The following is a 447-nucleotide window of genomic DNA, read 5'->3' as shown; positions in this document are numbered from 1 at the left end:
TGACTAGTTGTATCATCAACTTGTTGATTTGTTCTATTATTCGTAATATCTGTCATGGCTTGATTTACAAATTCATTGATTTTATCTAGTGCTGCTTGTCTTTCTTCTGCTGTCGCTTCTTTATCCTGATTAATCTTCGCACGTAATTCATTCGCTTTTTGATTGATTTTTTCACGTGCAGCTGGTTTAACTTTAGTTTCAGGTTGAATAATTTTAATTGCTGATACACCATTTGTTGCTGCTTGATTCACCTGACTGTTCGTTTGAGCTTGGTCAATAGCTGCAAGTGCTTTTTCTTTTTCTTTAGCTAATGCTTGTGAAGCAACTTCTTTCTCATTATCTGTTGAATCAAGACTATTATCAATTTGCTGTTGCTTTTCTTTAACAGCTTTTTCAATATCTGCAATTGCCTTTGGTTTAATTACTACTTCAGCTTCAACATTATCT

Annotated in this window: 1 protein-coding gene; it reads right to left on the bottom strand. The window is 33.6% G+C overall.

Translation table 11 applies throughout. The features are described from left to right. The coding region (locus tag KDK95_RS38965; protein ID WP_212522653.1) for a DUF1542 domain-containing protein at positions 1-447 on the bottom strand (447 nt) is incomplete at both ends.

The sequence above is a fragment of the Actinospica acidithermotolerans genome (assembly GCF_018139625.1).
Classification (GTDB): Bacteria; Actinomycetota; Actinomycetes; order Streptomycetales; family Catenulisporaceae; genus Actinospica; species Actinospica acidithermotolerans.
The sequence above is the reverse complement of the archived record's forward strand: the minus strand, read 5'-3'. Positions and strand labels throughout refer to the sequence as shown.